The 24,932-nt window shown below is 62.4% G+C and carries 24 protein-coding genes; 3 read left to right on the plus strand and 21 right to left on the minus strand.

All coding sequences use genetic code 11. The features are described from left to right. Positions 1-58: 58 nt before the first annotated feature. From ACFJIU_RS01685 to ACFJIU_RS01705, 5 genes are all read right to left on the minus strand, one after another. The gene (locus ACFJIU_RS01685) at positions 59-805 is read right to left on the minus strand and encodes a transporter substrate-binding domain-containing protein (protein ID WP_379066950.1); all 747 of its coding nucleotides are present in this window, start codon (positions 803-805) and stop codon (positions 59-61) included. A gap of 35 nt (positions 806-840) precedes the next feature. After that, on the minus strand, positions 841-1,911 hold the full coding sequence (locus tag ACFJIU_RS01690; protein ID WP_379066952.1) for a LacI family DNA-binding transcriptional regulator: 1,071 nt from the start codon (positions 1,909-1,911) through the stop codon (positions 841-843). Positions 1,912-2,127: 216 nt separating this feature from the next. After that, positions 2,128-3,642: an aldehyde dehydrogenase family protein gene (locus tag ACFJIU_RS01695; protein WP_379066954.1), complete on the minus strand. Its 1,515-nt coding sequence runs from the start codon at positions 3,640-3,642 to the stop codon at positions 2,128-2,130. A 39-nt stretch (positions 3,643-3,681) separates the two neighbouring features. After that, positions 3,682-5,100 carry an FAD-binding oxidoreductase gene (locus ACFJIU_RS01700; protein ID WP_379072896.1) on the minus strand — a complete coding sequence of 473 codons (1,419 nt, stop codon included), beginning with the start codon at positions 5,098-5,100 and terminating at the stop codon, positions 3,682-3,684. Positions 5,101-5,102: 2 nt separating this feature from the next. Beyond that, entirely contained in the window at positions 5,103-6,500 is a 1,398-nt protein-coding gene (locus ACFJIU_RS01705) for a VOC family protein (RefSeq protein ID WP_379066955.1), read from the minus strand. Between the two features lie 126 nt (positions 6,501-6,626). Here ACFJIU_RS01705 and ACFJIU_RS01710 point away from each other — a divergent pair, with 126 nt between their 5' ends. After that, entirely contained in the window at positions 6,627-7,559 is a 933-nt protein-coding gene (locus ACFJIU_RS01710; RefSeq protein WP_379066957.1) for a LysR family transcriptional regulator, read from the plus strand. A 13-nt stretch (positions 7,560-7,572) separates the two neighbouring features. Here ACFJIU_RS01710 and ACFJIU_RS01715 read toward each other — a convergent pair whose 3' ends face one another. Beyond that, a complete protein-coding gene (locus ACFJIU_RS01715) occupies positions 7,573-8,733 on the minus strand; it encodes a C39 family peptidase (RefSeq protein ID WP_379066959.1) in 1,161 nt (386 codons plus the stop codon). 156 nt (positions 8,734-8,889) lie between these two features. On the opposite strand from ACFJIU_RS01715, the gene ACFJIU_RS01720 reads away from it, so the two are divergent. Next, positions 8,890-9,780 carry a LysR family transcriptional regulator gene (locus tag ACFJIU_RS01720; RefSeq protein WP_379066961.1) on the plus strand — a complete coding sequence of 297 codons (891 nt, stop codon included), beginning with the start codon at positions 8,890-8,892 and terminating at the stop codon, positions 9,778-9,780. A 124-nt stretch (positions 9,781-9,904) separates the two neighbouring features. On the opposite strand, the gene ACFJIU_RS01725 is transcribed toward ACFJIU_RS01720, so the two are convergent. From ACFJIU_RS01725 to flhA, 6 genes are all read right to left on the minus strand, one after another. Then, a complete protein-coding gene (locus ACFJIU_RS01725) occupies positions 9,905-10,450 on the minus strand; it encodes a hypothetical protein (protein ID WP_129413512.1) in 546 nt (181 codons plus the stop codon). Positions 10,451-10,457: 7 nt separating this feature from the next. Further along, positions 10,458-10,865 (minus strand): hypothetical protein, encoded by a 408-nt coding sequence (locus ACFJIU_RS01730; protein ID WP_129413513.1) that lies wholly within the window; start codon positions 10,863-10,865, stop codon positions 10,458-10,460. 8 nt (positions 10,866-10,873) lie between these two features. After that, complete coding sequence (locus tag ACFJIU_RS01735) at positions 10,874-11,419, minus strand: rod-binding protein (RefSeq protein ID WP_129413514.1); 546 nt, start codon at positions 11,417-11,419, stop codon at positions 10,874-10,876. 101 nt (positions 11,420-11,520) lie between these two features. Continuing rightward, positions 11,521-11,907 carry a hypothetical protein gene (locus ACFJIU_RS01740; RefSeq protein WP_379066964.1) on the minus strand — a complete coding sequence of 129 codons (387 nt, stop codon included), beginning with the start codon at positions 11,905-11,907 and terminating at the stop codon, positions 11,521-11,523. 3 nt (positions 11,908-11,910) lie between these two features. Beyond that, positions 11,911-12,669 carry a flagellar biosynthetic protein FliR gene (gene fliR / locus ACFJIU_RS01745; protein WP_379066966.1) on the minus strand — a complete coding sequence of 253 codons (759 nt, stop codon included), beginning with the start codon at positions 12,667-12,669 and terminating at the stop codon, positions 11,911-11,913. A 2-nt stretch (positions 12,670-12,671) separates the two neighbouring features. Further along, a complete protein-coding gene (flhA, locus tag ACFJIU_RS01750; protein WP_379066968.1) occupies positions 12,672-14,759 on the minus strand; it encodes a flagellar biosynthesis protein FlhA in 2,088 nt (695 codons plus the stop codon). Between the two features lie 281 nt (positions 14,760-15,040). Here flhA and ACFJIU_RS01755 point away from each other — a divergent pair, with 281 nt between their 5' ends. Continuing rightward, a complete protein-coding gene (locus tag ACFJIU_RS01755; RefSeq protein WP_379072899.1) occupies positions 15,041-16,753 on the plus strand; it encodes a chloride channel protein in 1,713 nt (570 codons plus the stop codon). Between the two features lie 27 nt (positions 16,754-16,780). On the opposite strand, the gene ACFJIU_RS01760 is transcribed toward ACFJIU_RS01755, so the two are convergent. The 9 genes from ACFJIU_RS01760 to ACFJIU_RS01800 all read right to left on the minus strand — a co-directional run bounded on the left by ACFJIU_RS01760 (position 16,781) and on the right by ACFJIU_RS01800 (position 24,787). Beyond that, positions 16,781-18,445 carry an MFS transporter gene (locus tag ACFJIU_RS01760; protein WP_379066970.1) on the minus strand — a complete coding sequence of 555 codons (1,665 nt, stop codon included), beginning with the start codon at positions 18,443-18,445 and terminating at the stop codon, positions 16,781-16,783. Positions 18,446-18,687: 242 nt separating this feature from the next. Then, entirely contained in the window at positions 18,688-18,954 is a 267-nt protein-coding gene (fliQ, locus tag ACFJIU_RS01765) for a flagellar biosynthesis protein FliQ (protein ID WP_024925799.1), read from the minus strand. Between the two features lie 10 nt (positions 18,955-18,964). Continuing rightward, entirely contained in the window at positions 18,965-19,384 is a 420-nt protein-coding gene (flgD, locus tag ACFJIU_RS01770) for a flagellar hook assembly protein FlgD (protein WP_379066972.1), read from the minus strand. A gap of 2 nt (positions 19,385-19,386) precedes the next feature. Next, positions 19,387-19,839, minus strand: coding sequence for a flagellar biosynthesis repressor FlbT (gene flbT / locus ACFJIU_RS01775; protein ID WP_144379162.1), 453 nt, complete (start codon positions 19,837-19,839; stop codon positions 19,387-19,389). Continuing rightward, the gene (flaF, locus tag ACFJIU_RS01780; protein ID WP_379066974.1) at positions 19,836-20,183 is read right to left on the minus strand and encodes a flagellar biosynthesis regulator FlaF; all 348 of its coding nucleotides are present in this window, start codon (positions 20,181-20,183) and stop codon (positions 19,836-19,838) included. The genes flbT and flaF overlap by 4 nt, the downstream gene beginning before the upstream one ends. Positions 20,184-20,201: 18 nt before the next feature. Beyond that, positions 20,202-21,251 (minus strand): flagellar hook-associated family protein, encoded by a 1,050-nt coding sequence (locus ACFJIU_RS01785; protein ID WP_379066976.1) that lies wholly within the window; start codon positions 21,249-21,251, stop codon positions 20,202-20,204. A gap of 3 nt (positions 21,252-21,254) precedes the next feature. Next, the gene (gene flgK / locus ACFJIU_RS01790) at positions 21,255-22,712 is read right to left on the minus strand and encodes a flagellar hook-associated protein FlgK (protein WP_379066978.1); all 1,458 of its coding nucleotides are present in this window, start codon (positions 22,710-22,712) and stop codon (positions 21,255-21,257) included. A 67-nt stretch (positions 22,713-22,779) separates the two neighbouring features. Beyond that, positions 22,780-24,036: a flagellar hook protein FlgE gene (locus tag ACFJIU_RS01795; RefSeq protein WP_379066980.1), complete on the minus strand. Its 1,257-nt coding sequence runs from the start codon at positions 24,034-24,036 to the stop codon at positions 22,780-22,782. Positions 24,037-24,118: 82 nt separating this feature from the next. Continuing rightward, entirely contained in the window at positions 24,119-24,787 is a 669-nt protein-coding gene (locus ACFJIU_RS01800; protein WP_129413524.1) for a response regulator transcription factor, read from the minus strand. Positions 24,788-24,932 lie beyond the last annotated feature (145 nt).

Consider the following 24,932-nt stretch of genomic DNA (forward strand, 5'->3'; position numbering starts at 1 on the left):
CTCCTTCGGAAAAAAGCTCCGGCGCGGCGTCACGCCGGAGCTTGTTGAAGCGACGTCGCTACTTGGTGCCCCAGTACTTGGCGATCAGCGTGTCCAGCGTGCCGTCCGCCTTGATCGCTGCGATGCCTTCATTGAAGGCTGCGATGTTCTCGTCACCCTTGCGGAAGACGAGGCCGAGCGGATCGGATTGCAGGTTGCGGATGGGTACCACCAGCTCGCCGGCAAATTCCTTCTCATAGGCGGCGGCGTTGGCGCCGTTGATGACGACGCCGTCGACGTCCTTGTTCTTGAGTGCGATGAGGGAGGCCGCGAAGCTGTCATAGGCCGTCACGTTGTCCTTGCCGGCGACGCTTTCGGCCACCTGGGCGTCGGTTGTGTTGGCCTGGGCGGAGAGCTTCTTGCCCTTTGTCTTGAAATCTTCCGCGGTCAGCCCTTCATCCTCGACCCGCATCAGGATTGCCTGGCTGTTGACGATGTACGGCTCGGAAAAGTCCATCGCCTTCTTGCGTTCGTCGGTGATGGAGACACCGGACGCGACGAGATCGAAGTTGCCCTGGTCGAGTGCGGCGAAGATGCCGTCCCAGCCGGTGGTGACGAACTCCGCCTTGCAGTTGATCTTGGCGCAAATGGCGTTGACGACATCGACATCGAAGCCGACGATCTGGCCGGTCGCCGCGTCGACGCTCTCCATCGGCGGGGAGGTGGTGTCGGATCCCACCTTCAGCAATTTGCCACCGAGATCAGCCGCGTGGGCCGTACCAGACATCAGCAGCGCGAATACAAGTCCGGTCAGGATTCTCTTCATGCTCTTCCTCCCGTTTTTTGAGCTTGATGATCGGATCAGGTGCGGCCGATGCGACCGCCCAGATTGTCGGGCTGCCGGCCGATGAGTTCGGGCCGGAAGACCTCGGCGAGTTTTGCCGCGCCTTCATCCACCATGCGCAGCAGCAGGAACTCGCCGAGCCGGCGTCCGAGCAGCTCGATTGGCTGGTAGAGGGTGGTGATCGGCGGACTGAAATAGGCGCTGACGTTGATATCGTCATAGGCGATGACGTCGACATCTTCCCCGACACGGAGGCCGAGGCTGCCCAGCGCCGAAAGCACGCCCAAGGTTGTGGCTTCGTTCACGCACACCAGTGCCGTCGGCGGCGAGGGCTGCTTGAAGAGGCCCAAGGTCGTGTCGCGACCGAAACGTGCGGTGAGGTCGCCGCCATTCACGAGATCCAGCGAGGGTCGATGCCCTGCCTCCTTGAAAGCACGGCTGAAGCCATCGATCCTGTCCAGCGCATAGGACAGGCGCGGCTCGGCATTGATGAGCGCGATGCGGCGGTGTCCGCCGGCGATCAACCGGGCGGTGGCCGCATAGGCGGCCCATTCATTGTCGACGTCGACATGGGCATAGGTGAGCGACTGCCGGCAGCGGCCAAGCGCCACGAAGGGAAAGCCGGCTTCGACCAGCATGGCAATACGCGGATCGTGCGCCAGGACGCCGGAGAAGATCATTCCGTCGGCAAGCCGCTGATCGGCGATGCGGCGCGCGATGATGCAGGCATCGTCGAAGTTTCGGTAGCCGTAGACGGAAAGCTGGTAGTCGCTGCCATCCAGCACTTGCGAGATGCCGCTGAGGATCTGTGTGTATTCGACGCCGTCCCACTCATAACCGGCAGCCGAGGTGATCGGCATCAGCACCGCAGCCTGGTAGGTCTTGCCCGTGCGTAGCGCCATGCCCCGGGCGTTCGCCTGATAGCCGAGTTCACGGGCGGCGGTGAGGATCTCCTCGCGGGTGGCGTCGGTGACGACCGGTGAGCCGCGCAAGGCTTTCGAGATGGTGCCGATCGAATAGCCGGTGTGCGCGGCCAGTGTCTTGATGGTCGGCAAAGTGCTGCCCGCTGCAGACTTGGCTTTGGCCATGATCGCCGCTTGCTCCTCTCTCCTTGTAAGAGGCTATCAGGCGATAAAAACGATTTCAAGAAAAATAAAAACGTTTTTATTGCATGGTGTAGCTGGGTGCGCCTGCGGCCACGATACCCCTGACAGGCCGGGCCGCAGGGCACCTGTCTTGAGCCGACAAGAAAAAACGGCGGACCGAGGCCCGCCGTTCGTCAGAGATCAAATGTGGAAAGGTGCTCAGTCGATGTCGAAGGAGACGCCCTGGGCGAGCGGCAGCGCCTTGGAGTAGTTCACGGTGTTGGTGGCGCGGCGCATATAGGCCTTCCACGCATCCGAACCGCTCTCGCGACCACCGCCGGTCTCCTTCTCGCCTCCGAACGCACCGCCGATCTCGGCACCCGACGTGCCGATGTTGACGTTGGCGATGCCGCAGTCCGAACCGTCAGCAGCGAGGAACCGCTCCGATTCCTGCAGGTCGCGCGTGAAGATCGACGACGACAGCCCGGCTCCAACCGCATTGTGCAGGTCGAGCACGCTGTCGAAGTCGGAGTACTTCATCACATAGAGGATCGGCGCGAAGGTCTCCTCCAGCACCGGACCGGCCTGCTTCGGCATCTCCACCAGCGCCGGACGCACATAATAGGCATCCGCATGACCGTTCTCGACACGCGCACCGCCGGTGACCGTGCCGCCATGCTCGCCGGCCTGCTTCAGCGCCTTCTGCATATTGTCGAAGGCTGCCTTGTCGATCAGCGGCCCGACCAGCGAAGCGGTCTCCAGCGGATTGCCGACCGAGACGCTCTCATAGGCCTTCTTCAGACGCGGCACGAGCTGGTCATAGACGCTCTCATGCACGAACAGGCGACGCAGCGTGGTGCAGCGCTGGCCGGCCGTGCCCATGGCACCGAAGGCGATGGCGCGCAGCGCCATGTCGAGATCGGCGCTCGGGCAGACGATGCCGGCATTGTTGCCGCCGAGCTCCAGCACGGCACGGGCGAAACGTTTGGCCAGCCGCGGACCGACCTCGCGACCCATGCGGGTCGAGCCGGTGGCCGAGACCAGCGGCACTTTCGCATGATCGACCAGAACCTCGCCGATCCCACGCTCGCCGATCAGCACCGGCGCCAGATTGGCAGGCGCATCCGCGCCGAAGCGCTTGACGGCACGCGCGAAGATCGCCTCGCAGGCCAATGCCGTCAGCGGCGTCTTCTCGGACGGTTTCCACACCACGGCATCGCCGCAGACCAGCGCCAGCGCCGCATTCCACGACCATACCGCAACGGGGAAGTTGAAGGCCGAGATGACACCGACGACACCGAGTGGATGCCAGGTTTCCATCATGCGATGGCCGGGACGCTCGGTGGCGATGGTCAGGCCATACAGCTGACGCGACAGGCCGACGGCGAAATCGCAGATGTCGATCATCTCCTGGACTTCGCCCAGCCCTTCGGACGGGATCTTGCCGACCTCGATCGACACCAGGCGGCCGAGCTCGGCCTTGTGGGCACGCAGTTCCTCGCCCAGCAGGCGCACCAGTTCGCCACGCCTGGGACCCGGCACCAGGCGCCAGGCCTTGAAGGCTTCATGGGCGGCATCGATCGTCTTGCCGGCCTCGGCCGCCGACACCGTCTTCAGCGCCGCCAGCTGCTCACCCGTCACCGGGCTGCGCACAACAAGGTCACCGCCCGAAAGCACGTCCCGCGCAACACCAAGCTTCCCAAGCAACCCCGCAGTTTCATTCGACAGCGTCATGACATTCACCTTTCCATTTTGCAGGGCATCGCCCGTTGTTCAAAGCCGCACCACGCCGGTGACGCCCGGCGACGTCGCCTGCCGCAGCTGCGCAGCGATCCGTTTCAGTTTCTCGGGCGTATAGCGGTCGTAGAAATGCTGGTTGCTGCGGCCAAGCCCGTGTTCGGCGCTGAAGCTGCCGCCATGCTCTTCGACCGCGACCTCCGTTACGAAGCTGCGCAGGCGTGCCGCCGCAGTCATGTCCGCAGCGCCATTGCGGTCGCGCGGCAGCACCAGATTGAAATGCACGCCGCCGTCGCCGATATGGCCGAAATCGCAGATTTGGACTTGCGGGAACTCCTGCGCCAGCAGTCCCGTCATGCGCTCGCGAAAGCGCATGACCTCGCCGCGCCGGAAGGAGAGGTCGAGCCCGACGACATAGCCTGCGGCTTTTGTGCCTTCCGACAGGGTGTGCCGTAGCGACCACATCTCAGCGGGCGCGCCGATGAAGGCATCGGCCAGCGGGCCGCCGGGCAGTTCCCAGATTTCGGCCAGGATCTCTTCGAGCATGGCGTCCAGCGTCTGTTCGCCGGCGCGCGGGGCCCAGGAACGCGACAGCTCGACGAGGATGACGTAGGCGGGCGTCGTACCGCCGGGAAACGGATTGCGCAGTGACGGCACGTGGGCGAGCGCGTGGCCGATCGCTGCGCCCGACATGCCCTCGAAGGCGCTGAGCAAGGTGCCGGCGCGCTCTTCCAGTTCGTTGAGCAAGGTGAGCGCGGCTGCATCCGTGGCCGGCACGAGATAGGCTGTGGCGGTCTGTCTGGGCAGCCGCTCCAGATTGAAGGTGCATTCGGTGACGATTCCGAAGGCGCCGCCCGTGCCGATGAAAAGCTGTTTCCAGTCGGGGCCGGTGTTGTCCTTACGCAGACCCTTGCCGCAGTGGAGGATCGTACCGTCTCCGTCGGCCAGCACCAGCTTCAATCCCAGCGTGTTGCGGCGTACGTCGCCGAAGCGCAGAAAGCGTGCGCCGCCCGTGTTGGCGGCGACCATGCCGCCCGCCATGGGATCGGCACCGAGATCGATGGGAAAGAAAAGGCCGTGCGGTTCGAGCCGCGCGTTGAGTTCCGACAGCCGGAAACCCGCGTCGACGCGCAGGCTGCGGTTGTCGATGTCGAGCTCGAAGGTCGAGTGCAGACGCTCGAGGCTGAGAACACCCTGCTTGCCGCTGTCGTCCGGGGTTGAGCCGCCGACCAGGCCGGTGTTGCCGGACTGCGGCACCAGCGGGATGTCGTGACGGACACAATAACCGACCACTTGCGATACAACCTCGGTCGAGGCCGGGCGTGCGACGAAGGCAGCACGACCACCCGCATAGCGGGCAGCGTTTTCGTAGGACACCATATCGCTCGGCAAGGTGAGCAGGCCCTGCGGACCGAGAATGGCGCCGAGCCGGTCTAGGTGATCGGCAGCAAGCAGCATCAGGCGGCCGCCGACAGGGTCCGGACAGCGGCCAGGCACTGTTCGGACGAGGCGCGCTCGATGCCGGCATAGTGTTCGAACTCGTTGAGCACGCTCGCCCCCAGGGCGGTCTCGAACAATTTCTGGTTCGGACTGGCCGCGAAATCCTGGACGGCATCGTCGCCCAGATTGGACTGGAAGATGCCGGCTGCCGATACCGGCAGGAAGTCTTCATAGACGATCGGGTCGAAACGCACCAAGCCGGCCTCAATCAGGTGCTCGATGCCGGCGCCTGCGTGACCGGAGAGATCGGCTCCCGGCACCACCGAATAGAGGAAGTAGCCAAGTCCCGCCCTGCGGATGGCGTTCCAGTCGTCCGGGAAGGTGGAGAAGCTTTCCTGCAGCGCGGTGACATAGTCTTGCGCATTCGAGCCGTCGGCGGCGGGGCGCACGTTGGCGCGCGCTTCGTTGAGCAGCCGGTCGTAGAGGCCGCGACCCTTCGGTGTCAGGGCCACGCCACGCTGTTCGATCTCGCCGAAACGGGCTGTGTGTGAGCCCCCTGCAAGATTGCCACCTGCGTCGGGGAACAGGACACGCTCCTCGATAGCCTTGAACGAGGTCTGTCGAAGCAGGATCGGACAGGCGCGGCTGGGTGGTCCCTCGATCACGGCCTTGGGTGCGATGCCGCGTCGCGGCATCTGATCCTGCACAGCGTCGATGTCGAGCGTGCGTGGCGTGAGGTGGTTGATATGCGGTCCCTTGAAGGAGACCACGTCGGCGATCAGGCGATGGGCGGCGTGCAGGCGTTCGTAAAGCGCATGGTCGACACTGGCCTGCTCGTGCCAGCGGAAAGTGCCAAGCACCTCGGCGACAAAGCGCTCGCCATCTTCCGGCGAAAGGCCGCCATCGCGTTCGGCCTTTTCCACCAGCGCAACGGCACCTTCCGAGAAGATGCGGCGGCGCTCAAGGATTTCCCGAGCGGCTTCGCGTAGTTCCGGGTCGGTGATGAGATCGAGCCGAAGCAGCGAGGTGAACACGCGGAACGGATTGGCCTTGAGTGCTTCCTCGCCGACCGGGCGGAAGGCCGTGGAGTGGACCGGCACACCGGCCTCGCTGAGATCATAGTAGCCGACGGGAAACATGCCCATGACGGCAAACACGCGCCGCATCATGGCGAGCTCGGCTTCGGTGCCGAGGCGGATGGCGCCGTGACGCTCCTCCGAGATACGGTCCAGCGTCTCTGTGGTCTCAAGGCTGGCCCGCAATCCAGGCTGCTGCTCGAGGGTCGCCGCGTTGATGTCGGCGACCAGTTCCATCAGCGTGCCATAGGCGGGGACTTCATTCCGGTACATGGCAGACATGGCAGCCGAGAAGGCGGCACGGATAGCATCGCTTGATAGGACGGGCGAGACTGGCATGCGGCTTTCCAATCATTGCAAGGACAAAAGTTCGATGAAATGGCGACTTGATGCGCAATCGGTGTTATATCGCGAGCTGGAAAGCCTGAAACAGTCTGAATCAATCTGACTTGATGCGAAAATTGCATGACGTTATCCCGTAGCCTGATCCCTGACCTCGGCAGGCTGCAGGCCTTCGAGAGTGCCGCGCGCCATGGCAGCGTCACGCAGGCGGGACGGGAACTGAATCTTACCCAGAGCACGGTCAGCCGCCAGATCCGTGAATTGGAAGCCCAGCTCGGCATCGCGCTTTTCGAGCGGGTGCGTCAGCGCGTGGTGCTGTCGGAAGCGGGCCGAAAATTCCTGCCTGATGCGCGCAAGCTGCTGGAGCAAGGCGAAGCGGCGATGTTGCGTGCCATGGCGGGCTCAAAGGCCGCGCTCTTGCGCCTCGCCACCTTGCCGACCTTTGGCTCGCGCTGGCTGGTCCCGCGACTGCCGGACTTCCTGCGGGCACATCAGGGCGTGGCGCTCGACATCGCCTCGCGCTCGGCGCCGTTCGACCTCGAGGACCAGGGTTTCGATGCGGCGATCCATTATGGCCAGCCGATCTGGGCGAATGCCACCTGCCGCTACATCTGCCAGGAGGTGATCGTGCCGGTGGCAAGTCCGGAACTGGTTGGGACCGAGCCACCGCGCACGCCTGACGAACTCACCCTCCTGCCGCTGCTGCATCTCGCGACAAGACCAAAGGCTTGGGTCGACTGGTTCCATCAGGCCGGCGTGGAAACGCAGGCGGCCTTCCAGGGACATCGTTTCGACCAGTTCACCATGGTGATCCAGGCCGCGCATGCCGGCCTCGGCGTGGCACTGCTGCCGCTCTACCTGATCGAACAGGAACTTGCCGGGGCTCGGCTACGGGTGGTGATCGACCTGCCACTGCCGACGGAGAACGGGTATCATTTCGTCATGCCGAACAGCAAACTCGATCATCCCGTCGCCAATGAGCTCTATCGCTGGATCGTGTCGCAAGTCGGGGCACAGGGCGTCGATCGATCCGGCGGTCGAACCACTGGGATTTGATCGGCGGTTCCAGTCACGGAGCGGTCGCCGGAACGGCCCGGTAAACGACAGTCTGATCCGATTTGATCTTTTCCGTCGCGGAGAACGATGATCCGGACTTGATGTTTATTGCCCACTTCTTTTCAGCTTTTTCAGCTGCCGCATTGAAGCCCGCATCCGGAACCGACCGAAAGTCGTCATAGCGATAAAGATTATAGGACACGCCGGGCGTGAGTCCGGATACCGTGACCGTCAGGGTCAGATCCTGGGAGGCTGGCCGGTCATTCGCCCCTTCTTTCATGATGGGTTTTTCATGGTTCACATTCGTCGACAGACGAACTGGCAGCGCCTGACCATCCCGATCGATGATGCCGGTTATCGCCACGCCATAATTTCTGGCGTCCCTGGGCAGGGAGTATATCGGATGGAGGTTGGAGTTTGCTTGCCTGCGGTTGGCCTGGAAGGATTCGAACGACGACTTGTAGATAAAATCCGGCTCGCCGTCGGGGGACCATAGCCCGTTATCGCTGAACGTTATCACGTCATCGCCATGATAGGCGGACGGCATGAAAGGATGTTTCGACGAAACGCCGATGACCGGGACGATATGGTCGTACTCATTGTCGCCTGCATCCGGGTCGTTGGACGCTTCGAAAGAGCGCTGATTGTAATAGACGCCGATGACGACGGGATAGCCGGAAGCGACCTTTTCCTTGACCCAGCTGAGGAAGCTCTCTGGGTTGGCGGCGCCTTTCCATTGCGTCGCCTTCAGGTGCATCTGCGCTGCCGCGTAGGAGTCGTTCACGCCCAGCAGCAGCTGGCTGCTTTCCTTCGATTGGTCGGTATTCCTGCTGGCGATCGCTCGGGCATCGTATTGGGACACGTACTGCCCGTAATAGAGACCTGCACTGATCAGGGAGACTTCACCGCAATAACCGTAGTTGGCCTCCCACTGGTGCCGTGGCGGGATGTCGTTCGTCTTTCGATACGATTTTGCAGCGTTCGTGGACATCTTGGTGTTCGCATCTGCAGAGATGGCATCCGGCACTGGAAGGCATAGCGTGAAAGCCCACCCCAGAAAGAGCGATGCAATGCCGGCCATTGGAATTGACGTTCCCGGCCGCCGACGTGTGGAACTGTTTTCGTCCGGCAAGCGCCTCACCCCGTCGTTTCGGTGTTTCATGAGTTCAGGCAAATGCCATCTCCTTGGGTAGAGCGGCCGGCCGGCAGCGGATTGGCACGGCAGAAATTTCGCCCTCGAGCAAGCGCGAATGGACAGGTTAGGTCGCTCGATGGCGAATGGGAAATTTATTTTGTTGCGCGAATTGATCGAAAAATTTTATTGTAAAGCGTGCTTAAATACGCTCAAAGCTTCTGTCTCCTGGCCGAGGAACTGCACTACAGCAAAGCTGCGGCGCGCCTGCATCTGACCCAACCGGCGCTGACCTATCAGATCAAGAAGCTCGAAGAACAGGTCGGCTGCGCGCTGCTGCGACGGTCGCCACACAAGGTCATCCTCACCGAAGCCGGCATTGTTTTGGCCCGGGAACTGAGCGTTGCGTTGAGCCACGTCAACCGGGCCGTGCAGATGGCCCAGGACGCGGCCCGCGGCGACGCCGGCGCATTGGCGATCGGCTATTGCGAGCTGCCCGAGGCGGGGAACATGACAGCCATCATCCGTCGTTACACGGAGTTGTATCCCGGGGTTGACGTCACCCTGTTGAACCTGCCGACCATCGAGCAGGCTGATGCCTTGACGGCCGGATCGATCGATGTGGCCTTCCTTCATCCACCCCTGAACGCGCCGCAACTGATGATGCGGCCGGCCGGCGAGGAATGGATCGTGGCGGCGCTGCGCGCCGACCATGCCTTGGCCGCGCAGCCTGTCCTCAAACTGGCGCAACTGATGTCGGAGCGCTTGATCGTCTGCGCCGAAGAGCTCGGCCCGATCATGTACAATTCGATACTGGCGGCTTGCGGGAAAGCGGGCTTCCAACCCAGGCTGCGCGAAGAAATGTTCAGGTGGCATTCCATGCTTGACCAAGCCGCTTCGGGGCTTGGCGTGGCGTTCGTGCCTGCTTCGCTTGCCGGCACCCATCCCCAGCTGGTCTTCAGGCCGATCGAGGATCTCGACGTGAAACTGCACACGTCGATCGCAACGGCCGGAGAGCCGACGCGGCCGGCAGTCGTCCGGTTCCTTGCGACGGCGGCTTCATATCTGAGTGGTGAAACCTGCCTGTGAGCAGCCGCCTGTCAGCCGCGGACTTGGGGAACATCGTCTGCGCGATTGCGCCTTTGGCGTTACAAAAATGCGGCGAAAACAAAACTTAGAGCGTCTCCGCGTTTCCGTGAAAAACGGAAACGCTCTAATGAGCGGCCGGCTCGGCAGGTGCTTCCGCCTTCGGTTGCAGCGGCTTCATGATCGGTTCCATCAGCCCGTTGCCGCGCCGCTTGATGGCGTTGTCGCGGATATCGTCCTTGCTGAGATAGTTGACCTGGTTGACCAGCACATCGTGGATCAGCTCGATGCCGACGCGGGCATTGACGCTCTCGCGGATCGAGTTGCGGAACTTGTCGAGGTCGACCGTATCCTGCTTGGAGAAATCGATCTGGGGATTGGCGTAGAGGTAGGAATAGACCTGGTCGGTGATCAGCGCCATCGCGGGCACCGACAGCTTGGCCATTTCCTTTGGCTCTACCGTGTAGACCAGCTTGGTCAGGAAATAACCTTGCACTGCGGAGCCGCGGATGATCGGCACCGAGATGATCTCGGTCGAGACATAGTCAAGCCCGCCGAGCAATGGCTTCGGCGCCGGGTCATCGCCGCGCGCGCCTGCTGCCTGAAAGGCATAGAACGTTGCACCGACGGTGGCGGCGACGATCCAAAGCGCTGCGACGATGAACTTGATCATGGCCTTGTTACGACTTGGCCCAGCCGAATTCGCCGGCGGAATAGGTTCCGTCAGCCTCTGCGTGCTGGATCGCGTTCTTCATCAGGTTCGCCACTTCGCTGACGGCGCTGAGATGGGCGAGCAGTGCGGCTTCGTTGCGTTCCAGCTTGCCGCGCAGACGCAGAAGGCCTTCCTTGTGCTCATCGACGAGATCTTCGGCGGTGATGTTCTTGATGGCGCGGTTGAGCTCATAGAGGCAGCGGCTTTTGCGCGCGTTTGAAGCCCTGAGATCGAAGTTCATGTCGGTGCGGATGGCTGCCGTCTCCGTCTCGACCGCTTCCTCTATGCGATTGATGATGGCGGTCAGGCTGCCCACCCGCGAGATGGTGAGGTCGGAATGCGCCACGAGGCCCGAATTGTGCTCCAACTGATCCATGGTCGTTCCTAAACCCTCGTCTTCGTTTCAATCGGCGCCGCATCGCCGTCCAGCGAGCGTACCATCCGGCGCTGAATTTCCTGCACGAGCGAATCCGACAGTCGGTTCTGCTCGTCGATTGTCGCTTTCTCTGGTCCGCCCGCGACGGGGCCGACAGGCACTGTGCGTTCGCCGTCGCGATAGCGGTCGGCCAGCATCGAGCGGGCGATGCCGATGCCGCCGCGCTCGGCCATCACGTCGGCCATGTGCTCGGCAAGCTGCGACTTCCACATGTCTCCCGCCAGACCCTTGCCGTAGACGCTTTCCGTGTCCTTCGGCAGCATGTTCTGGATGAAGGTCTGCAGCACCATGGCTTCAAAGCGCTTGAATTCCTGACCGCGATCCGTTCCGGCCGGCGGTCCCGCTGGACGCGATCCCATGTCGGCATCGACCGCAAAAGCGACCGAGGCACCGCCTGCGCGCTTGGTGAGCGCTGCGCGGGCGGCCTCGACGTCCATCGGCTCGGCGGCGCGGGCCACGTCCAGGACGATGTCGCTGGGAGGGGAGATCGCCAAAAAGCTGTACCTTCTTTTCTATTCTGCGTTGAGTGATGATGGCCGAACAAGCTTGCCGCAGGCTTGCGGGAGCTACGCTGGTTGTCGTCTCCTTGTCATCGTCACTTTTCAACACCGCGCTTCTGCTCGATCAGGTCGAGCCGCTCGCGATCGGAGCGCTGGCGTTCATCGTCGCGGCGCGCATCACGATAGGCGCGCTCGACCATGTTGGTGCGTGCCGTCGCGGTGGCGAGGCTGCCTGCTTCGCGACGCGCATTATCGAGGTTGCGGTCACGTTCGGCGCGTGCGGCGGCGATCCGCTGCTGGTAGATCTCCGGAAACAGCGAAGACAGGGAATCCGGCGCATCGAAACGCGCGGCGATTTCCGCTGCTTCCTGCTCGGCGGCAACGGCCTTGGCCAGATAGCCGGCCCGGCGCATCTCATGCAGCGCCTTCAACTGCTCCTGCACCTCGACGAGCTTCTTCAGGCGATCCTTGCGGTTTGTCATCGCTCACCTGGCCAGCGTGGTTTCGATGAAGCCGTCGCCGAACAGCGACAGCAGCGTCGGAATGGCAAAATAGAACAGGATCAAGCCGCCGGCGATGACGAACGGAAGGGAGATGAAGTAGATCGGGATCTGCGGGGTCAGCTTGTTGACGAAGCCGATCGCCAGGTTGATCAGGATGGCATAGGCAACGAACGGGCTGCCCAGCCTGAGCACCAGAAGGAACGATTCCGAGAGCGTGTCGGTGACATTGACCAGCGACGCCTGTGCGCTGAAGAAGACGTTCACCGGCGCCACGTTGTATGATGCGATCAGTGCGCGGATGACCTCGTGGTGGAAATTGAGTGCAAAGAGCAGCATCAATGCCGAAAACGAGATCAGCGCGGCAATCGCCGCCTGTGGCTCGGGCTCTTCGATGGCTGGTCCCCCGGCGCCGCCGTAGCCGATCAGCATGGCGATCCCGGCGCCGATGAAGCGCAGTGCCTCCATGTAGAGCCGCGTCAGGGCGCCGATCAGGCCACCCACCAGCAGCTCCGAAACGATCATCGGCACGAAGATGGCGGGCCTGGTGTCGACATAGGGATAGATCTTGTCCCACATGAAGGCGAGCAATCCGACTGTGGCGGCGACAGCCGTGAACAGGCGGATCTGCAGCGGCAGGCGAATCGAGGACAGGCCCGGCATCAGCATGAAACAGGCGCCGACCCGACAGAAGGCGAGGAACGCCGCCAGCACGAAGCCTTGCGTGACCGTCGTCAGATCCATGGTCAGGAAATGGTCCCGAGCACCCTGATCTCGACCCCCTTGGCGATCTCGACATGGCTGAGCACCGGCAAGGTGGTGAACAGCCGTTCGATGATCATGCGCACATAGGGGCGGGCATCCGGTGCGGTGACCAGTACGAAGCGTTCGCCGGCCTCCATATGCTGGCGCACAGCCTTCGATGCTTCCTGGCCGAACTCTTCCAGCTGACGCGGGTCGATGTCGAATTCGCGGATCTCACCTTTGGCGTCGCGTTTGAGGCTTTGATGGAAGGCGAGGTCCCAGCGGTTGCCGAGTCTAAGCACCTTGAGCACGCCGCCCTCGGACAGGTCGCCGCAAATCTGCTGCGCCATGCGGATGCGTACGTGCTCGACGATCTGCTCCGTGCGCCGCACATGCGGGGCGATCTCGGCGATCGCCTCGATGATGAGGTGCAGGTTGCGGATCGAGACACGCTCGGCGAGCAGCAGCTTGAGAACTGCCTGCAAGCCTGGATAGGAAATATGCGAGGAGCAGACTTCGTCGGCCAGCTTGCGATATTCCGGATCCTGGCTGTCCAGCAGCGCCTTCATGTCCTTGTAGGACAGCAACTGCGGCAGGTTGTTGCGGATCACCTCGGAGAGATGGGTGAGCAACACAGACATGTTGTCGGCGAAGGTGTACTGTTCGCGCTTCAGGTCTTCGGCGAAAGCTTCCATCACCGAGTAGGCGCGCATGCCGAAAGCCGGCTCGCGCACTTCCTCACCCGGGATATCCGGCAGGTCGCGGGTACCAAGCAGCACCATGAGCTCACCAACCCGCATCTGGTGCTCGGCCACGACGGTGCCGTGAATCTTGATCTGGTAGCTTTTCGGCGGGATGCCGAAATCGTCGGTGAGTTTCACCTCGGGTACGACGAAGCCGTATTGCGTGGCGAACTTCTTGCGCATCTTGCCCATGCGGAACGCGAGTTCCTGATGCGAGGTGAGAAGCTTGGTCGAAAGCTGCTTGCCGATCAGCAATTCGATCTCGGCTGTCGCCAGCGACGATTTCACCGAGTTCTTCTCTTCCTCGACCTTGGCGGCGGCCTCGCGGCTGCGTGCCTCTTCCTGCTCGGCCATCCGGCGGTTCTGGCGCAGCGGAATGACGTAGCCCATCCCGGCCATGGCGGCTGCAAGCGTCACGAAGGGGAACATCGGCAGGCCAGGCATCAGGGCAAGCAGACCAAGCAGGGCGGCCGCAACATAAAGCGCGCGCGGATGCGCGCCGAGCTGGCCGAACACCGCCTTTTCGGCGGAACCGCGCGTGCCGCCCTTGGAGACGAGCAGGCCGGCGGCCAGCGAGACGATGAGGGCGGGTATCTGGGTGACGAGGCCATCGCCGACCGAAAGCTTGATGAAGACATCGGCAGCTTCACCCAGGCCCATGTTGTGGCGCAGGTAGCCGATGGCGATGCCGCCGACGATGTTGATGGCCGTGATGATCAGGCCGGCGATGGCGTCGCCACGCACGAATTTCGAAGCACCGTCCATGGAGCCGAAGAAGGAGGATTCCTCTTCCAGTTCACGGCGGCGCAACTGCGCGGTCTTTTCGTCGATCATGCCGGCAGAAAGGTCGGCATCAATCGACATCTGTTTTCCGGGGATTGCGTCCAGCGTGAAGCGGGCGCCGACTTCGGCGATACGGGTGGCGCCCTTGGTGATGACGATGAAGTTCACCACGATCAGGATCAGGAACACGATCAGACCGATGACGAAGTCACTCGACATGACCAGCTTCGAAAAACCGGAAATCACATAACCGGCGGCGTGGGTGCCCTCATTGCCATGCGACAGGATCATGCGTGTCGTCGCGATGTTCAGCGACAGGCGCAGCATTGTGGCGATGAGCAGAACGGTCGGAAATGACGAAAAGTCGAGCGGTCGCGGAATCCACAATGCGACCATGAGGATCAGCACCGAAAGCGCGATGGAGAAGGCAAGGCCAACGTCGATCAGGAAGGCCGGAATCGGCAGGAACAGCACAGCCAGGATGACGACAATGCCCAGCGCGAAGAAGACATCGCGACTGTTGCGCGGCGTCGTTTCCGCCGAAATGCTCTCGCTGATGGCCATGTCTACCTCGAATCCAGTGCTCGCCGGTCCTGAAACGGCAGTCCGGGCCATGCACCGTAACCGGCCAAGCTTGCGCGAGCCTCGAAGGATGCAATTGCGAGAATTGCAGCACTGCAGCCGGGATGCGTCGGCCTGCGCGGTTGCCATGACACAGTGTGGGGCGTATCAGGCGATCAAGGGCATTGCCCATAAAGACATTCGCGAGCCGTTCGTTGTCTTCGACCCACTCCCTGTCCGTCCATGCCCGTCGCGTGCGAGCCCTTCTGGTCCGTTCGGTTCCCATGCTGGAGGCGCGCGGCATCATCATCGTGCTGATCGCGGCAGTGGTCGGTGCGTTTTCAGGCGTGGCGGTGACCGCGATGAGCGCCTTCGTTCAAGGCATGCATTGGCTGCTGTTCGATGTGCCGGAAGGCGGCAGGCTGTCGTCGATGTTTTCACTCAGCCATCCGTTGCAGGCGGCGATGCCGGCGGTCGGCGGGTTGCTGCTCGGCCTCTCCATCATCTGGCTGCGCAAGCGCAAATTCCGCACCCCGGTCGATCCGATCGAGGCGAATGCACTCTATGGCGGGCGCATGTCGCTGACCGACACCTTCATCATCGCCGGCCAGACGATGCTGTCTTCCGGTTTTGGCGCATCGGTCGGTCTCGAGGCAGGGTACACGCAGGTCGGTGGCGGCTTCGGTTCGCGTCTGGCGCGGTTCTTCCGCATGAAGCGCAATGACGTCCGCATCCTTGTCGGGGCTGGTGCGGCCGGTGCCATCGCCGCCGCCTTCGATGCGCCTTTGACCGGTGCCTTCTATGGCTTCGAGCTGATCATCGGCATCTATTCCATCGCCAATGTCGCCCCGGTCATGACGGCGGCGATCTGTGCCACGCTGGTGACGGGCTGGCTGGGTGGGGCGCCGTTTCCGCTGGAGCTCGGCGCGGTGCCGCAGCTGACCGCAAGCCAATATCTGCCGTTCCTGGCGCTCGGATTGATCGCCGGCGGCATTTCGGTCGCGATCATGTATATGGTCGCAGCCGTCGAACGCGGTCTGACGCGGCTGTCGATCGATTCTTCGCTCCGGCCATTCCTGGGCGGTTGCGCTGTCGGGCTGCTCGGGTTGGTCACACCGCAGGTGCTGTCCAGCGGGCACGGTGCGTTGCACCGTGAATTCGCGATGAACTACGGTCTCACCGTGATCGTCACGGTGTTCCTGCTCAAGATAGCAGCTTCCGTGATTTCGCTCGGCTCCGGTTTCCGCGGCGGCCTGTTCTTCGCTTCACTGCTGCTTGGTGCGCTGCTGGGCAAGATCTTTGCGGCGATCATGCTGGCGATCGCGCCTGCGGCAGGTATCGACCCGGCCGTTGCGGCCGTCGTCGGCATGAGTTCAATGGCGGTCGGCATCATTGGCGGGCCGCTGACCATGGCTTTCCTGGCACTGGAGTCGACGGGCGACCTGACATTGACGGGTGTGGTGCTCGCTGCTGCGATCATCACCTCGATCCTGGTGCGCGAGACCTTTGGTTACTCGTTCTCGACCTGGCGCTTCCACCTGCGCGGCGAAACCATCCGTTCGGCGCAGGATGTCGGCTGGATGCGCAGCCTTACGGTCGGCCTGATGATGCGCAAGGATGTCCGCACCATTGCAGCCATGACGACCATCACCGAGTTCCGCCAGCAGGTCCCGCTCGGATCGGCACAGCGTGTCATCGCGGTGGATGGCGAGCAGCGTTACATCGGCATGATCATCGTGTCGGACGCCTATGGCGACCAGCCCGATCCCGCTAGCACGGTTCTGACCCTCACACGCTTTGGTGACTCCGTGCTGGTGCCGTCGATGAATGTGCAATCGGCGGCGGAGACCTTCCATCGCGCCGGGGCCGAGGAACTGGCGGTGGTCGAAGACTTCGAGAGCCGCAAGGTCGTCGGCCTGCTCACCGAGGGGCATCTGTTGCGCCGCTACGCCGAGGAACTCGACAAGGCGCGGCGCGATCTTTCCGGCGAAGGCTGACGTGCGCGTCCGGTCACGGTTCGCGGGTCAGTGTTCTTCATGCGGCTTGGGAGTGCCGTAGTAGCCGACTGGATTGGTCGGGCGCTCGATCATTCGCCGTACCCTGGGTCGTTCGATGCCGGAATGCAGCGCTCGTATGCGCTCGGTGATTTCCGCATCGGCATGCGTGGCGCGCGTGTTGTGGCGGATGTAATCCAGCCAGGTCGGCGTGTGATAACTTTCCATCCAGATTTCGGGATGTTCGAGGTCGCGAGCAAGCACCCAGTTGCGTGCCCCGTCGCGTCGGCGCACGCGCGCCCGATCAGTCATCACTTTCAGGAACTCCGGCACATCCTCTTCCCTGATGACATATTCGATGGTGATCTCGATCGGCCCCGAACGGGGTCTGAGGTCGAGCGCGAGCATGGGCTCGCGCCAGCGGTCGAGCGGATCGAGATTGGGCGCAATGTGCTGCGGCAGCGGGAGTATGAAGCCGATTGCTGCGCCGACCAACATTGTCGCCGCAGCCGCCAGCAGAGCCACGCTGGCACCATGGTTGTCGGCGGTCACGCCCCAGATCCAGCTGCCCAGGGCGATGCCGCCGAAGGTCGCCATCTGGTAGATGGAAAGCACCCGTCCAACCACCCAGCGCGGGGTGGACATCTGTACGGTGATGTTGAAATGCGAAAGTGCCGTGACCCAGCATGCGCCTCCGACAAGCAGGCCAAGCGCCACCTGCCAGGCATGGGGGCTGATGGCGGCGACGGTCGCGCAAAGCGCAAAGCCGAGGAAAGCCGAGCGCACCATGGTCTCGCTGGGCAGGACCTGCCTCAATCGTGCGCTGGTCAGTGCGCCGATGACAGCGCCGATGCCGAAGGCGCCCAGCATGATACCATAGGTCAGGGCACCACCCTTGACGAGATCGCGCGTCACCAGTGGCAGCAGGGCCAGCACGGCACCGGCGCTGAAGCCGAAGGTGAAGCCGCGCACCAGTACCTTGCCGATATTGGGCGACATCGCGACGTAGCGCAGGCCGGCACCCATCGCCGCGCCGAGCGATTCACGTGGCAGGTTGGATGTCGGCAGGTTCGGCTTCCATCGCGCCAAGACGATCATCAGCCCGACATAGCTGAAGGCGTTGGCGGCGAAGGCGGCCGCTGCACCGAGCGTGGCGACGATGATGCCGCCGAGCGCCGGCCCGACGCTGCGGGTCAGGTTGAAGCCCATCGAGTTCAGCGCCACCGCCGCAGGCACCTTGTTGCGCGGAACCATATCGCCGACGGAAGCCTGCCAGGACGGGCTGTTCAGTGCGGTGCCGCAGTCGATCAGGAAAGTAAAGGCCAGAAGCAGCCACGGCGTGAGCAGGTCCAGTTGGGTGAAAACCATCAGCAGCAACGACACCACGAGCATGAAGCTCTGCGCAATCAGCATCACCTTGCGACGGTTGTAGCTGTCGGCGATCGCGCCGGCGACCAGCGCGAACAGCATGATCGGCAATGTCGTCGAGGCCTGCACCAGCGCCACCTGGTATGGAGAGGTGGCGATCTGCGTCATCATCCAGGCAGCGCCAACGCCCTGGATCAGGCCGCCGAGATTGGAGACCAGGCTGGCGCTCCAGACTGCGCGGAAGATGCCATGCTGGAAGGGTGCCAGCGCGGAAACACGCTGACTGTTCGGCTCGTCCTCGATAGCCGGACCGCTGTCTTGGGGCATATCTCGTCTCGTGAATCGCTGCTCTGCTGGCGGCGTTTGCCGACAAAGTTAGACGAGACTGCGGAAAAGGCGAACGAGTTTTCGTGATCCGACTGGTCCAGTCGGAAGATAGGGCAATTCCAGGAAAGGGGTGCGACGGTTTTCCGTCCGGAATTGCTTTAAAACAAAGAACCGGCGCGTTTGCGCGTTTCCGGGAGAAACGCGCTAGACTCCGCCATCGGCCGAATTCGTCGTCCGCGGGATCAGAAGCCGTGTTGGATACGCTCGAAGACGACGTTGGTGAAGGCCGAGATCTGACCGCCGACAAATGGTCCCGTCAGCGCCACCACCAGCATGATGGCAACGATCTTCGGCACGAAGGTCAGCGTGATTTCCTGGATCTGCGTCAGGGCCTGGATAAGTGCGATACCGATGCCGACGACCATGGCAACCAGCACGACGGGGGCCGAGGCTGTCAGTACCGTCCAGACGGCGAACTGGACGATATCAAGTGCGTCGGCCTCATTCATCGTTCGTGCCTCAGGCTGCCGCTGGGGCCTGCTTGACGACGACGCCGGGGAGAACCGGCACTTCCTTGCCGTCATTGAGCACCGCAATAAGGCCGTCGCTGGCCAGGCGTACTTCCTTCACCACACCCGTGGTCTTGCCGTCCGCCGAGGTCAGTTGCCGGCCGATCAGGGAATCCGCCTGCGACAGTGCCGAGGACTGGAGAATGTACTCCAGCTTGGTGTTCATCTGCACCGACTGCTCGACCTGGGAGAACTGTGCGAGCTGCGCGACGTACTGGGTGGAATCCATCGGCTTGGTCGGGTCCTGGTTCTTCATCTGCGCCATCAACAGCTTCAGGAAGGACTGGTAGTCGACCGAGGTCTTGGATTTCTGCTGTGTCTGCGGCGTGCCATTGCCGACGTTGTTGTTGACGTTCATGTCGACAGCCATGATCAGCGTGCTCCCATTGCCAGCGGACGCGGAGCGTCCTGGAGTTCATTCTCGTTTGCGTCGAGCGCCAGCTTTTCCAGCGGATAGAGCGAGCGGATGGCTCTCAGCGCTTCATAGACGTGGCCTTCCGAAACCATGCGATCGACGTCCTTCAATGTCGAGCGGATACGCTCGTTGTCGAAGGAGGCGAGCATCAGCGGCAGTGAATGACGGAACATCTCGCGTGCTTCTTCAGCACCCTGTGGATTGATCAGCATGATCTGCGCCACGAAATAGAGTTGCCGGAGCGGCGTCGACGCATCCTCGGCCTGAAGGACATGGCCTTCCAGCAGGAACTGCACGTCGTTCAGCAGTTCCAGCGTGACCTTGCGGTCAACGCGGATGACCGCGCCATTGAGATAGATGCGCTCGCCGGGCTTCAGCGAGAGCTTCAGCGTGCTCTTGGATGGTGTCATTGAATGCCGTCCCGGATGATCTGCGAGACTTCGATCAACCCGTCGAAGTTGTTCGAACGACCCTGGCGGATATCCTCGGTTTCGCGCAGCAGCCACAAGCCGATCGAGATCAGGTTGGCGCGCAGTTCCTTCGGCAGGGCATTTTCATCCGAGGAGAGATCCTCGAGCAGCGCTGTCCAGACACGGTTGGTGAAGTGCAAGGCTTCCACCGCCTGCATGGATTGAGTGCCGGCGTTGGCTGCTTCGACCAGCAGATCGATCGAACGCGTCAGCAGGTGTCGCTCGCGTTCCTTGGCGTCGGCTACCGAGTCCGTCTGGATGTCGGCGTAGGAGAATTGATACATCGCTTGTCCGATCGCCGGTTACTTCAGGAAGTTTATCAGGCTGAGCTGCTGAAGGCGCGCGGTGAGCGCGAATGAGGTCTGGATATGGGACATCAGGTCATTGACGCGATTGGCGGCTTCGTACTCGTCGACGCCTTCCAGGTCGATCACATGCTTTTCGAACAGGTTGATCTGCGCTTTCATGCGGTCGCTCGCATCGCTCACGCGCTGTTCGATGATACCAGCTTGCGATTGTGTTTGCGCGATGCTGCCGAGGGCTTCGCCTGTCAGGGTTAACGCCTTCTGGGCAACGGCCTTCTTGGCATCCGCATTCAGGTTGCCGGAGAACAGCGTTGTCACGATGGCTGCCGCCATTGCGAATTTCTTCACGCCGTCGGTGTTGGCGCTGACCGAAGACTCCGTGGTTTCGTTCAACGAGATGCGGCTGACGATCTGCTGATCGGTGGCATTGGACCAGTTCGTCTTCCAGGCTGGTCCGAAGAACTGGGGCATCACGTCCGTGGTGATGAAGTTGTCCAGTTGCGCGGCGGTCAGGTTGGCTGCCGCGGGGTCCGTTGAAGCGAAGCCGAAACGCGTGACGAAGGCGGCGTCGAGCGCTGCCTTGGCAGGCGAGCCAGCTGCGGTGAAGTCGTTGATCGGCTTCACGTCGGTGTTGGTGCCGGCGAACAGATATTCGCCATTGATGCTCGAATTGAGGATCGATGTCATCGACTGCAGGGCAGCCTTGCCGGCATCGCGCGTGACATTCGAGCCCGGATCGCCGCTGATGGCGGTGCTGACGGCGGTGAGCAGCTTCTGTGCCGCATCGCCGAGCTTGCCGAGTGCGTCCTGCGTGGTCGAGAGCCGGGACGAAATCAGCTTGTTGGAATCGACGATCGTGTTCAGCCGTTCGAGGTCGCGTGCGAAAGTGACCGACTGCGAGGTGCGCGCGCCGAGCGCCAGGCCGAGGTCGGCGACGCGCAGCGTGTCCATTTCCTTCTGACGCTTTATCAGTTCGACCTGCATGCGCGACTGCGAATAACGCATCGCATTGGACATGGCCGAGGATGAAACGGAGGTGGTCTTCATGACTTATTTCACCGCTGCGAGGAGGGCATCGAGCATCTGGTTGACGGTGGTCAGGATGCGGGCTGAGGCCTGATAGGTGTGTTCGAGATCCAGCATCAGCGACATCTCGTTGTCGACATTGACGCCGGTGGCATTCGACAGCGCCTCACCCGTGCGCTGTGCAAGCGCTTCCTTTGTGTCGGCGAGGTTGGAGGCCTGCTGGCGCACCCCTTCGAACCAGCCGATGGAGCTGGCGGCATAGGAGACGACGCTGGAGTTGGCGGTGATGCCCGCACCCGGATCGAAAGCCATCGGCTTGGTGAGTTTTTCACCATAGGCGATCAGCCTGTCCGCATAAGACGCGCCACCGCCGGCTGCAGCGGGGTTGGTGCGATAGACCGCACCGTTGATGCCGCCATCACGCAACAGGACCGGGTTGCCACCGGTCGCCGGATCGACCGCGGCATTGATCTTGATCGTTCCCGCCAGCCCGTCGATCAGCGTGCCGGCCGGTGGGATTCCTGGCGCGCCTGGCCATGTGAAGAGGCCGACGGCATCAGGCTGGCCGGGGGCCGTCTCTGCAAAGGCGGTGATGAGGCCTCGCGCTGTCTCATCCAATTGACGCTGCATGGTGACAGTGACATTGTCGCGCAACTGGAGCATGCCGGCCAGTTTGCCGGATGCTTCGGCCGTGCCGGAAACCTTCAACGGGACCTTGTCGATGTAGATCTGACCACCGACCGCACCGGGTGCGTAGCCGGGCGAAGGCGTGAAGGTCACGGAGCGCGGAATGGTTTCGAACAGCGTGGTCCCGTCACCGGTGGTAATGACCATGTCATTGTCGCCACGGGTGTAGGTGGAGATCGGAACAAATTCCGAAAGCTTCTTCAGTACCGCATTGCGCTGGTCGAGCGCATCGGAGACGTCCTCTCCGGAGCGCGTGCCATTGATGACAGCCTGGTTGGCGACTTCGAACTGCTTGAGCAGGTCGTTCATGTCGTTGACGGCGGTCGAAATCTCGCCGTCGGTCTTGGTGCGGAAGTCCTGGATGGCCTTGGTGCCGTCGTTCAGGGAACGGATAACCTGGCGCGCCGACTCGATCAGGCTGGTGCCGAGGTTCTGGTTCGACGGCGTTGTGGCATAGAGCTGGAGCGCCTTCTGCAGGGCGCCGATTGCGGAGGAAGCCGACGCGGCGTTGTCGACGCCGTTCACCTGCAGCTCGAGCCGGTCCATGCCCTGGGCAAGGGTCGCCTGTCCGCTCCACGACGAAAGAGCGCTCAGGTTCTGTCGAAACAGAAGGTCATTGGCCGCGCGATGGATCTTGACCGCGCTGACGCCGGGATCGGTATAGGAAAGGACCGCGATGCGGCGGGAATAGTCCGGATTGGAGGCATCCGCGACGTTGCGCGAGACGATGCTTGTCTGCCGCGACGTTGCCTTGAGTGATGACTGGGCGATGCTGAGTGCGGATGACAACGACATGCGGGTCTTTCAGGCAGTGATGCGGCCGCGGCCCGGTCGACCATCGACCGGGCCGCGGAGCCGCGCCTCATCTCTTCAGGTTGACGAGGATGTCCATCAGTTCGGAACCGGTCTGGAACACCTTCGAGTTGGCCGTATAGCTGCGCTGCGAGGAGATCATGTTGGTGAGCTCTTCGGCGATATCGACGTTGGAGTTTTCGAGTGCGCCGGAGATGATCTCGCCGCGCTTGCCTTCGCTCGCAAAACCGATCTGGACGTCGCCTGAATCCGGGCTCTGCGTGAAGACGTTGCCGGACTGCTGGATCAGCCGGTCGGGGCTCGGCACCTGCGCCAGCGGAATCTTGTAGAGCGGCTTGGTCGAGCCGTCCTGATACTGCGCATAGATGGTGCCGTCCTTGCCGATCGTCACCTTCTCGATGTTGCTCGGTCCGTTGCCGTTGACCTGGCCGGTGACGGTGTAGCCGGTGCCGATCTGGCTGAGGCCCTTGAGGTCGAGTTTCAGTGGCACGCCGCCCGGAGGAGTGAAGGTGATGCTGTCGGTCGCGCCCGTCAGCTTGCCGGTGCCGTCGAAGGAGATCGAGGTGTTCGCCAACAGGCCGCCCGCGCCGTAAGGGAATGGTCCGCCGGCTGCCGCCTTCGATTGATCGAAAACGGCAACATCCCAGGTGCCCGCGGCGGTCTTGGTGAAGTAGATGTCGACCATCACCTTGTTGCCGAGGTTGTCATAAACGACCATCGAGGACTTGTTGGTGTATTGAGCCGTTGCCGCATTGCCAGACGGCGGTGTCGCGGGCAGTGCGATGGCCGTGGCGCCGGAGGGCAGGTTGCCGCTGAAAGTGCCTGAGCTCGAAGGTGTTGCCGTCATCTTCCCGTCGGAAATCTGGACTGGCACCAGACCCTGGAAACCGTTGACCGTAGCGGCCGGCACGCCATTGGCGTAGCTGTAGGCCATCAACTGGTAGCCTGCGGCGTTGACCAGCCTGCCTTGCGCGTCGGGTACAAAGGAACCGGCGCGGGTCATGTAAGGCGTGCCCGACGAGTCCTGCACCACGAAGAAGCCGTCACCGCGGATGGCGAGGTCGGAAACCGACGTGGTGCCCTTGAGGTCGCCGCGATCGGAAATGGCCGTGCGGATCGTCGAATTGACGCCGCCGGAGTTGTAGGCACCGCCGGTGGTCGGCATCACCAGGCTGGAGAACTCGATCGACGAGCGCTTGTAGCCGGTGGTGTCGGAATTGGCGATGTTGTCGGCGACGGTGGACAGGCGGTTTGCCTGGGCGTTCATGCCGGAAACGCCGGTCCGCATCATTCCATAAAGGCTCATCGCAACGTCTCCGTTATGCGCATGGTGTCGCCGGCCAAACTAAACATGTTGTCTTGCGCGAGGCTGGCGCGGACCGGGCGCATCAGGCGACCAGCCGGTAGCCGAGGAAGCGTTTCGAATCGATCGGGTCATGGCCGAGCCGCTCGCGCAGCTTCTTGCGCAGTTTGGAAATGTGGCTCTCCACGACGTTCTCCTCGACCTCTTCGTCGAAGATGCCGTAGATGGCGTTGAAGACCTGGGTCTTGGTGACCCGTCGACCCCGATTGCTGGCCAGGTATTCAAGGATACGCCGCTCGCGACGCGGCAACGGCATGGGTTGGCCATCGATTTCCGGATCGCGGCCATCCATGAAGATGCGCATCGCGCCGATCTCGGTGAAGGAGGCGTCTTCATGGGCGCGGCGGCGGATCGCGGTGATGCGCGCCAGGATCTCGCGGATGTGGACCGGCTTGCGTACGACGTCATCGACGCCGGATTCGAAAAGGCGCAGGGTGTTTTCGAGGGAGTTGTGGTCGCTCAGCGCGATGACGGGAGCGCCGGTGCGGTCCCTGATCTGTCGGGGAGAGACGGCGCCCTCGCGGCAATCACCGATCAGAAAGGCTCGAACCGATTTCAGGTCGTCGTCGGCGGCGCTGGAAACCCAGGCGTCGAATTCGCTCGGCGCAAAACCGGCGCTCGCCACACCTTCCCGATCGAACATCGAGCTGTAACCGTCAGTTACAAGTTCGCGTTCGTCCACGATTACGATCATCGCCCAGCCCCCGAATCAGTTCATCTGCCCCGTGCGGAAAGGCGTAGTCCCCGTCACGAATCCTGACCAACCGTCATTTCTTGTGACTGCATTCTTGGGAGTCGGGAATCGCGATGGTTGTACCGTGTACAATCTGGCGGTGATG

Source organism: Mesorhizobium sp. UC74_2, assembly GCF_042701485.1.
GTDB lineage: Bacteria > Pseudomonadota > Alphaproteobacteria > Rhizobiales > Rhizobiaceae > Mesorhizobium.

Excerpts from the sequence above, each read along its gene's own strand:
- ACFJIU_RS01685 (WP_379066950.1), bottom strand. The coding sequence starts at position 805 with ATGAAGAGAATCCTGACCGGACTTGTATTCGCGCTGCTGATGTCTGGT.
- ACFJIU_RS01690 (WP_379066952.1), bottom strand. The coding sequence starts at position 1,911 with ATGGCCAAAGCCAAGTCTGCAGCGGGCAGCACTTTGCCGACCATCAAG.
- ACFJIU_RS01695 (WP_379066954.1), bottom strand. The coding sequence starts at position 3,642 with ATGACGCTGTCGAATGAAACTGCGGGGTTGCTTGGGAAGCTTGGTGTT.
- ACFJIU_RS01705 (WP_379066955.1), bottom strand. The coding sequence starts at position 6,500 with ATGCCAGTCTCGCCCGTCCTATCAAGCGATGCTATCCGTGCCGCCTTC.
- ACFJIU_RS01710 (WP_379066957.1), top strand. The coding sequence starts at position 6,627 with ATGACGTTATCCCGTAGCCTGATCCCTGACCTCGGCAGGCTGCAGGCC.
- ACFJIU_RS01725 (WP_129413512.1), bottom strand. The coding sequence starts at position 10,450 with ATGATCAAGTTCATCGTCGCAGCGCTTTGGATCGTCGCCGCCACCGTC.
- ACFJIU_RS01730 (WP_129413513.1), bottom strand. The coding sequence starts at position 10,865 with ATGGATCAGTTGGAGCACAATTCGGGCCTCGTGGCGCATTCCGACCTC.
- ACFJIU_RS01740 (WP_379066964.1), bottom strand. The coding sequence starts at position 11,907 with ATGACAAACCGCAAGGATCGCCTGAAGAAGCTCGTCGAGGTGCAGGAG.
- fliR (WP_379066966.1), bottom strand. The coding sequence starts at position 12,669 with ATGGATCTGACGACGGTCACGCAAGGCTTCGTGCTGGCGGCGTTCCTC.
- flhA (WP_379066968.1), bottom strand. The coding sequence starts at position 14,759 with ATGGCCATCAGCGAGAGCATTTCGGCGGAAACGACGCCGCGCAACAGT.
- ACFJIU_RS01755 (WP_379072899.1), top strand. The coding sequence starts at position 15,041 with ATGCTGGAGGCGCGCGGCATCATCATCGTGCTGATCGCGGCAGTGGTC.
- ACFJIU_RS01760 (WP_379066970.1), bottom strand. The coding sequence starts at position 18,445 with ATGCCCCAAGACAGCGGTCCGGCTATCGAGGACGAGCCGAACAGTCAG.
- fliQ (WP_024925799.1), bottom strand. The coding sequence starts at position 18,954 with ATGAATGAGGCCGACGCACTTGATATCGTCCAGTTCGCCGTCTGGACG.
- flgD (WP_379066972.1), bottom strand. The coding sequence starts at position 19,384 with ATGGCTGTCGACATGAACGTCAACAACAACGTCGGCAATGGCACGCCG.
- flbT (WP_144379162.1), bottom strand. The coding sequence starts at position 19,839 with ATGACACCATCCAAGAGCACGCTGAAGCTCTCGCTGAAGCCCGGCGAG.
- flaF (WP_379066974.1), bottom strand. The coding sequence starts at position 20,183 with ATGTATCAATTCTCCTACGCCGACATCCAGACGGACTCGGTAGCCGAC.
- ACFJIU_RS01785 (WP_379066976.1), bottom strand. The coding sequence starts at position 21,251 with ATGAAGACCACCTCCGTTTCATCCTCGGCCATGTCCAATGCGATGCGT.
- flgK (WP_379066978.1), bottom strand. The coding sequence starts at position 22,712 with ATGTCGTTGTCATCCGCACTCAGCATCGCCCAGTCATCACTCAAGGCA.
- ACFJIU_RS01795 (WP_379066980.1), bottom strand. The coding sequence starts at position 24,036 with ATGAGCCTTTATGGAATGATGCGGACCGGCGTTTCCGGCATGAACGCC.
- ACFJIU_RS01800 (WP_129413524.1), bottom strand. The coding sequence starts at position 24,787 with ATGATCGTAATCGTGGACGAACGCGAACTTGTAACTGACGGTTACAGC.